The 7,739-nt window shown below is 74.1% G+C and carries 6 protein-coding genes and 1 pseudogene; 5 read left to right on the top strand and 2 right to left on the bottom strand.

Annotated features, from left to right (window positions below; genetic code table 11):
* Positions 1–51: 51 nt before the first annotated feature.
* The 5 genes from ABZ861_RS27915 to ABZ861_RS27935 all read left to right on the top strand — a co-directional run bounded on the left by ABZ861_RS27915 (position 52) and on the right by ABZ861_RS27935 (position 5,759).
* The gene (locus ABZ861_RS27915; protein ID WP_361635551.1) at positions 52–1,086 is read left to right on the top strand and encodes an endonuclease/exonuclease/phosphatase family protein; all 1,035 of its coding nucleotides are present in this window, start codon (positions 52–54) and stop codon (positions 1,084–1,086) included.
* A gap of 19 nt (positions 1,087–1,105) precedes the next feature.
* Positions 1,106–2,122, top strand: a complete 1,017-nt coding sequence (locus tag ABZ861_RS27920) for a UbiA prenyltransferase family protein (RefSeq protein WP_361635554.1) — start codon at positions 1,106–1,108, stop codon at positions 2,120–2,122.
* A 144-nt stretch (positions 2,123–2,266) separates the two neighbouring features.
* Complete coding sequence (locus ABZ861_RS27925; RefSeq protein WP_361635557.1) at positions 2,267–3,442, top strand: glycosyltransferase family 4 protein; 1,176 nt, start codon at positions 2,267–2,269, stop codon at positions 3,440–3,442.
* Complete coding sequence (locus tag ABZ861_RS27930) at positions 3,439–4,551, top strand: YbhN family protein (protein WP_361635560.1); 1,113 nt, start codon at positions 3,439–3,441, stop codon at positions 4,549–4,551. Before ABZ861_RS27925 ends, ABZ861_RS27930 begins: the two co-directional genes overlap by 4 nt.
* A complete protein-coding gene (locus ABZ861_RS27935) occupies positions 4,536–5,759 on the top strand; it encodes a glycosyltransferase family 4 protein (protein ID WP_361635563.1) in 1,224 nt (407 codons plus the stop codon). The genes ABZ861_RS27930 and ABZ861_RS27935 overlap by 16 nt, the downstream gene beginning before the upstream one ends.
* Positions 5,760–6,223: 464 nt before the next feature.
* Here the strand turns inward: ABZ861_RS27935 and ABZ861_RS27940 are convergent, their stop codons facing one another.
* Together ABZ861_RS27940 and ABZ861_RS27945 are read right to left on the bottom strand one after the other, a co-directional pair.
* A complete protein-coding gene (locus ABZ861_RS27940; RefSeq protein WP_361635581.1) occupies positions 6,224–6,775 on the bottom strand; it encodes a phosphatase PAP2 family protein in 552 nt (183 codons plus the stop codon).
* A gap of 52 nt (positions 6,776–6,827) precedes the next feature.
* Positions 6,828–7,739 (bottom strand): annotated as a pseudogene (locus tag ABZ861_RS27945) (hypothetical protein); the annotation flags it as partial.

Genomic DNA, 7,739 nt, shown 5'->3' on the forward strand with positions numbered 1-7,739 from the left:
CCGGAGCGGCCGGCGCCGAGGAAGAAGTGGAGCAGGCGAACCCGGCTGCTGGTGGCGGCCACGTCCGCCTGGACCGTGTTCCTCGTCCTGCTGGTCCTGCTCACCGGGCGCTGGTGGCCCTGGTACGTGGTCGAGATCGTCCCGCCTCTCGCCCTGGCGGCGGTCCCCCTGCTGCTGCTCGTCCTCGCGCCGCTGGCCCGGCCGGTGCGCGGCCGGCTCTGCGCCGCCCTGCTCGCCCCACTCGTGGTCGGGGCCTGCCTGGCGGGATACGGACCGGGCTGGGGGACCGCGACCGCGTCCGCCCGGGGCACGCCGATCAAGGTCTTCGCCTGGAACACCGACCACTGGCAGATGTCCGACGACAAGGACGCCTTCTACGCCTTCCTGCGCCGCCAGGACGCCGACGTGTACCTCCTCCAGGAGTATCTGTACACGCGGGGAGAGAAGCCGGTGCGCATCGACGACTCGGCGCGCCTGCACGCCGAGTTCCCCGGCTACCGGCTGCTCGTACAGGGTGAGTTGATCACCCTGTCCCGCCTGCCGGTCGTCGCGGCGCCCCGCCCGAAGACGCCTGGAGGCGGCGACTGGTACTGGCACGCGAGGAAGTTCCAGCGCACCGACGTCCGAGCCGGCGGCCGCACGGTCTCCCTCTACAACGTGCACCTGCCGGTGCCCTTCCACCTCGGCAACCCGGTGAAGGCCGACACCTACCGCTTCCTCAGAAGACGCGGAATCTGGTGGAACGGCGAACTGGACGCGCTCCGCGAGGACGTGGCCGCCGATCCCCATCCGGCGCTGCTGGCGGGCGACTTCAACTCGCCCTGGATGAGGCTGACCTCGTGGGGAGGCGACGTCCGGCTGCACAGTCCCGCCGGGTCCTGGCTGCCCGCCCGCTCCTGGCCGGCCGACGGCGGTCTGCTGCCGCGGCTGTGGCGGCTGGACTGGCTGTTCACCACGCACGACCTGACCGTTTCACGCTACCGCTTCGGCGGCGGCTCGGACTTCTCGGACCACGCGGCACAGGAGATCCGCGTAGTCGTCCCGGACACGGCGCCCTCGGGAGATCCCGGAGGACGCGCTCCCTGAGACCAGGAAGGGACATACGGTGAAGCAAACCGGCAGATTAGATTCCCAGGCGGCCGTCGCGCCCCGCGATCAGCCCGCCACCGGCAAGGTCCTGACGGCGCCCGCGGCGCCTGCGGCGACCGCGACACTCCCCGTCGTGCGCGGGGAGCGCCCCGCGCGGCGCTCCCGATGGCCGGCGCCGCTGGTGCTGCTGCGTCCTCGGCAATGGGTGAAGAACGTCTTCGTCCTCATCGTCCCGTTGGCCGTCGCCCCGGCGGCGCTCCTGCGCCACCTGGCGCCGGCCCTGACGACCGCGGCGGCGTTCACGGCGGCCTCCAGTGCCGTGTACGTCTTCAACGACTGGATCGACCGGGACCAGGACCGGCTGCATCCGACGAAGCGGCACCGGCCGCTGGCCAGCGGAGAGGTCGGCCCGCTCGGCGCACTGGCGCTCGGCGTGGGCTGCCTGGCGACGGCATGCGCCGCAGGAGGGCTGCTTCCCAAGGGAGTTCAGGCCGCCGTGGCCGGGTACGCGGTTCTCAATCTGGCCTACTGCCTGGCGTTGAAGCGTTATCCGCTCGTCGACGTCACCACGGTGTCCGTCGGCTTCGTCCTGCGGGCGGTGGCGGGCTGCCTGGCGGTGGCGGCGCCGTTCGACCCGATCCTGATCATGTGCGTCTACTGCACCTGTCTGCTGATGTCCCTCGGCAAGCGGCGGCACGAGCTGGCGACGGCGAGCCGTCCCGGGCAGGCGATGGCGAGACGGCCCGCCCTCACCGGCTATTCGCTGGCGCTCCTCGACCAGTTGACGGCCGTTCTGCTGGCCGCGACGTTGATCAGCTACGAATTGTTCGTGCTGTTCGCGCCGTACCCGCACGCCGCCGTGCTGGCCGTCGTCACGATGCCGTTCTCCGTGTTCGCGCTGTGCCGGTACACGCAGTTGGTCTCCCTGCACCGCAGCGGCGGGGAACCGGGCCGGGACGTGCTCACCGACCCGCAGTTGGCGGTCAACGCCCTTCTGTGGCTGGCCTGCCTGGCCGTCGGCCGCCTCGTGTGAGGTACGCCCCGGCGACGGGACCGACCGGGGCCCGGCGAGAACCGTCCAGGGGACGTCAGAGAACGCCAGAAAAAAACAGGAACAACAGGAACAACAGGAATAAGCAGTGCACTCGAAGACAACGCAATCGGTAGGTGAACTGTCGTGAGCGACAACGAATTCGACGTGGCCGTCATCCTCAACTACTACGCGCCCTACGTCAGCGGTCTGACGATCCACACGCAACGGCTCGCCGAGGGGCTGGCCCGGCGGGGCCGGCGCGTCGCGGTCGTCGCCGGTCAGCATGACGCGTCGCTGCCTCTTCGCGAAGTGCTGGGCGGCGTCGAGGTGTTCCGCGCACCGGTCCGCTGGACGATCGGACGGGGCCTGGTGAGTCCCCAGTTCGTGTCGCTGGCCCGCCGGGTGGCCCGCGCGTCCGCGATCGTCAACCCGCACGTGCCGATGCTCGAAGTGGCGCCCCTCGCCCTGGCGGTCCGGGACCGGCCGTTCGTGACGACGCATCACATGGACCTGTGGCTGCCCTCGGGCATCGTGAACACGGCCGCCAGGAGAGCGGTCGACGTCTCCACGTGGGCCGCGATGCGCAGGTCCGACGCCGTCGTGCTGAACAGCGCCGACCAGGCGCGCGGCTCCAAACTGTGGCCGCTGATCAAGCGGAGGAACTGGCGGGGGATAGCGCCGCCGTGCCTCGACCGGCGCGGCGGCAAGCCCCGCTACCGGGACGGGGGCGGCCTGCACATCGGCTTCCTCGGACGCATCGTCGAGGACAAGGGGATCGAGTACCTGATACGGGCCTTCCAGCAGCTCGCCGACCCGCGGGCCCGACTGCTGATCGGAGGCGACTGGGTCAACGTGGCGGGCGGCGGCATCGAAGACCGGCTTCGCCCGCTGATCGACGGCGACGAGCGCGTGCGCATGCTCGGCCTGCTCGGCGGAGACGAGATCGACGACTTCTACGCGTCGATCGACGTCTTCGCCCTGCCGTCGGTCGCCGAGTCCTTCGGCACCGTCCAGGCCGAGGCGATGATGGCCGACGTGCCCTCGGTCACCACGAACCTTCCCGGCGGCCGGTCGCCGGTCCTGGAGACGGGGTTCGGCCGCCGGGTCCCGCCGCGCGACCCGGCCGCGCTCGGCCGGGCGATCAGCGAGCTGGCGGCCCTGACCGCCTCCGAGCGGGCGGAGGGAGGCCGCAGAGCCCGGCAGCTCTACGGCGTCGACCGGTTCCTCGACTCCTACGAGGAGCTGTTCCGCCAGGTGACCCCCATGGACGACAGCTCCTCGGTGATCGGCGCCCGGCGCCGCGGCACCCTGATGCGATGACCCGGGGTCCGCGGAAGAACCGCCGCCGCATGCTCCACTTCGTCAGGACGACGCTCTATACCGGCATCGTCGTGTTCCTGTGCTGGCAGGTCTGGCGCATGCGCGACGGCCTGTACGGGGGAATCAGCTCGGTCGGCTGGAAAGCCGTCGGATGCGCCACGGTGTTCACCGTGCTGGCCAACTTTCCCGGCTTCTTCGGCTGGAGGGCGCTCGCCTCCGGTTCCGGCGTCCGGCTCGGCTTCTCCGACGCGGCCTGGATCTTCTTCGTGTCCGGGGTGACGCGGTACCTCCCGGGCGCGATCTGGCCCACCGTCACGCAGGCCGCGCTCGCCCGGAAGGTCGGAGCACCGCCGTCCACCCTCATGGCGACCGGACTGGTCTCCCAGATCCTCACCATGCTCAGCGGGGTCACCGTCGGCCTGTTGGCCCTGCCGAGCCTGGTGGCAGCCGACGCGAGATGGTGGCTGCTGCTGCCCGTACTGCTGTCCGCGGGCGTGCCCATGTTCGCGCCGCGCCTGCTGGAGCGGCTGATCGGCCTCGGGCAGCGCGTCCTGCGGAGCCAGGACCACCGGATCGCGTTGCCCCCGCGAAGGGCGTCCGCCGCGATGATCGCCCTGAGTGGCCTCGGCTGGTGCTGTAGCGGCCTGCACGCGGCGATCCTCGCCATAGCCCTCGGCGCGCATCCACTGGCCGCGATGACGCTCGGCGTGGGCGGCTTCACGCTGAGCGCGGTCGCCGGAGCGCTGTCGCTGGCCCCCGGCGGGATCGGCGTGCGCGAAGCAGTGCTCGGCCTCACCCTCGGCGTCCTGATCAGCGGCCCGAGTCTGGTCACGCTGCTGCTCCTGAGCCGGATCCTCACCGTCCTCGGCCACGCCGTGGCGACGCTGGGCGTCCTCGGATGCCTGATGGGAAAGCGCGCCCTCCAACGGCGGCGGGACGAGCGCGAGACACCCCCCGACGCGCCGCCGGAAGCGCCGGAGGCAGCGGTGGCCCTGGAAGCCGACCTGCGACGGCACGGCGAGCGGCCCGAAGAGACCGAGTCGGCGGGAGCGAGCCGCCTGACGCACACCTCATCGACGAAAGGCAGCGGCACGTGCGCATCGTCATGATCTCCACCGGTTCCCCGCCCGATCCCTTCGGCGGCATCGGCACCTACATCGAAGGACTGCTCGGCGGCCTCGCCTCGCACGGCGCCGAGATCCACCTGGTGGGCGCCTCCCGGCACCGCGACCTGCCGCGGGTGTACCCGTACCGCGGGACGACCGTGCGCCGGGTACCCGTCACCGCGCCGTGGGCGCGCACCCCGCTGCCGCGCTCGCGCCTCGGGATGATGGCGGCGGTCGCCCGGCTGAACGTCGTCGGCGCCTGGTACGCGCGCCGCCTGCACGCCCGAGGCGGAGTCGACCTGGTGGCGGTGCACGACTGGATGTGCGCGCCGGCCGGCCTGATCTGCGCCGTCCTGTTCCGGATGCCGGTCTGCTACCACGTCCACTCCGCCGAGATCTTCCGCGGAGACCGTGGCCGGGGGTGGGTCTCCGCGCTCGGACGGGCGCTGAACCGAGCGCTGAGCCGCCGGGCCCGGCTGGTCATGGCCCCCTCGAAGGGCACCGTCTCCGAGGTCCCGCACCTGGCCGGCCGCGCCGACGTGGCCGTGGTGTCGCACGGCGCGGGGAAGGCATGGCGGATGGACTGCCCCGACGACGCCGAACGCGCCGCCCTGCGCGACAAGGTCCGACAGCTCTACGGACTTCCCGACGGGCGGCGACTGCTGGTGTACGCCGGACGGTACGCGCCGCAGAAGGGAGTCGCCGAACTCATCGACGCGGTCCGCCTGATGCTCGACGACGGCGCCGACGCCTCCCTGGTCATGGCCGGTACGGGCTGGCCCGACGACGTCTCCTTCGAGAACCGGCTGCGCGCGCGGGTGGCGGACCTGGAACTGGGCGAGCGGGTGCACGTGATCGGGCGGTACCTCGACACGGACGAGCTGCGCGAGCACTTCGCGGCGGCGGACGCCTGCGTGTTCCCGTCCGCGTACGAGCCCTTCGGCTTCGTCGCCCTGGAGGCCATGGCGCTGGGCGCCCGTACCGTCGTCGGGCCCGGGTTCGACCCGGGCGTCGTCGGCAGCGCCGAGGGCGCCTCCCTGCGGACTGCCACGACGGACCCCGCCGAACTGGCGGACGCGCTGACCCAGGTGATCGGGGACGTCGACCCCCGACTGGGCGAGCGGGCCCGCGGGTACGTGCTCGACCGGCACACCTGGGACGCGGCGGCCTCCCGCACGCTGGAGGCGTACGCGGCGGCGGTCCACCGCTGAACCGGCCGTACGACGACGCCCGAGCCCCACGCCCGAGCCCCACGGCCGCGACGCCGCGCCCGCGGCCGTGGGGCTCGGCCGTGGCCGCGCCGGTGACCGCGCGTGGGTCCATGGCCGTCGCCTCGTGCGCGGCGGCGGACATCGCCCGCCGCCTTCGGGGCGACCCCGCGCGGCGGGAGCGGAAGGAGCGGCGGCGAGACCGGCCGCGTGATCGGACACGCCGTCGCACCCCGAGCTGTCGAGCCACGCCGTAGCGACCCGAGCCATGCCGTCGAGCCGCGCCGTCGTGTCCCGAGCCACGCCGTCACGCCCCGCGCCGTCGAGCCACGCCGTAGGGCTCAGAGCCGTCGAGCCACGCCGTAGGATCCAGAGCCGTCGAGTCACGCCCCGCGTCGTCGAGCCGCGCCGTCGCGCCCCGCGCCGCGCCGCCGTCCGGGTACGCCCCGACGCGGCGGCGCCTCGCGTCATCGGGGGCGCGGCCAGGCGCGTACGGCGGTCAGGGTCGCCGCCGCGGCGGTGAAGCCGAGGAGCGCCCCGGCCGCCACGTCGCCGGGGTAGTGCACGCCGGTGTGGACGCGGGAGTAGCCGACGGCGAGGGCCAGTGCGCCTAACGGCGCGGCGGCCGGAGGCAGCGCCACCCCCACGGCGGTGGCGAAGGCGGTGGCGGAGGCCGTGTGGCCGGACGGGAACGACGCCGACTCCGGCATCGGCACGTGCCGGTCCACGGCCACCTGGGCCTTCTCCCGGTCCGGGCGGCGCCGGCGTACCACCCGCTTGCCGAACAGGTTCGCCGCCGCCGAGGCCAGCGCGACCGAGGCGACCCCGGCCGCCGCCGCGCGGCGCGGGCGGCCGGGCAGCAGGGACAGGCCCGCCGCGACGGCCAGCGAGATCTTCGAGTGGTCGGCCGTGTGCGACAGCCGCCGCAGCGCGCGGTCCAGCGCGGGCGTGGGGGTGGCCGCCACGGCCGCGTACAGCGCTCCGTCGATCGCCCGGAGGTCGCTGAGCACGGCGGCCAGGGCGGAGCGGCGCCCGCTCGCGCTCCGGAGGGCGGCGGGGACGGCGCTGCGGTCAGGCACGTGTCACTCCAGGGGAAGTCCGCTCGGCGGGTCCGGAGGCGAGGGCGACGAGCCGCCGCCGCTGCACGGGCGGTGCGGCAGGCGTGGCGCCGGAGCGGGGGCGCGCCGCCAGCACCCGCAGGGCGCAGGGGCGCAGCGAGCACACCGCGGGCGGGCGCATCGGCGGCGAGCACACCGCCGACGGGCGCATCGGCGGCGAGCACACCGCCGACGGGCGCATCGGCGGCGAGCACACTGCGGGCGGCCGCATCGGCAACGAGCACACCGCCGACGGCCGCATCCGCAGCGAGCACACCGCCGACGGCCGCATCGGCGGCGAGCACACCGCCGACGGCCGCATCCGCAGCGCCTCGCCGTCTGCCTCCGCCGCCACGGGGATCTTGTCCTCGTCGGAGGAGGCCGCCGCGACCCGCCGCGCGGTCGTCGCGGTCAGCCCCGACGCCCGCGAGCCCAGCACGCCCAGCTCGCCGCTGTCCAGCCGGGGTCGGCAGCCGCCGCTCAAGTCGTCGGGGGAGACGCAGGGGTGGTCGCTGACCAGCGGCGCCAGCGGCGCCTGTCGGGAGGAGAGCGCCGTCCGGTCGGCCCGCGCGTCGCGGCGCCCCGCTCGCTCCGCGCTCATCCCGGCGGCGCCGCCTGCGTCGCCTGCGTCGTCGGTGTGCTGGATGGCGTCCTCCCGGCATGGTGTCGCGGCCTGCTCGACCTCGTCCGCCGTTCCAGCCTGCGCACTCGCCGCGCGGAGGGCGTTCCGGCCGGGCTGTACGGGTGAGCGCGCGGGCTGCTTCCGGGGGCCGCCGGGGGAGTGCGACAGCGCCGCCGGGGGCGCCCGCGGGCGGGCCGCCCCGCCTCGCACAGGTCGTAGGTGTTCGTCCAGGTGCTGCCGCCCGCGGGGACCGTGCTCTGGTTG

Origin of the sequence: Streptomyces sp. NPDC046985 (assembly GCF_040644415.1) — a bacterium.
Classification (GTDB): Bacteria; Actinomycetota; Actinomycetes; order Streptomycetales; family Streptomycetaceae; genus Streptomyces.

Excerpts from the sequence above, each read along its gene's own strand:
- ABZ861_RS27930 (WP_361635560.1), top strand. The coding sequence starts at position 3,439 with ATGACCCGGGGTCCGCGGAAGAACCGCCGCCGCATGCTCCACTTCGTC.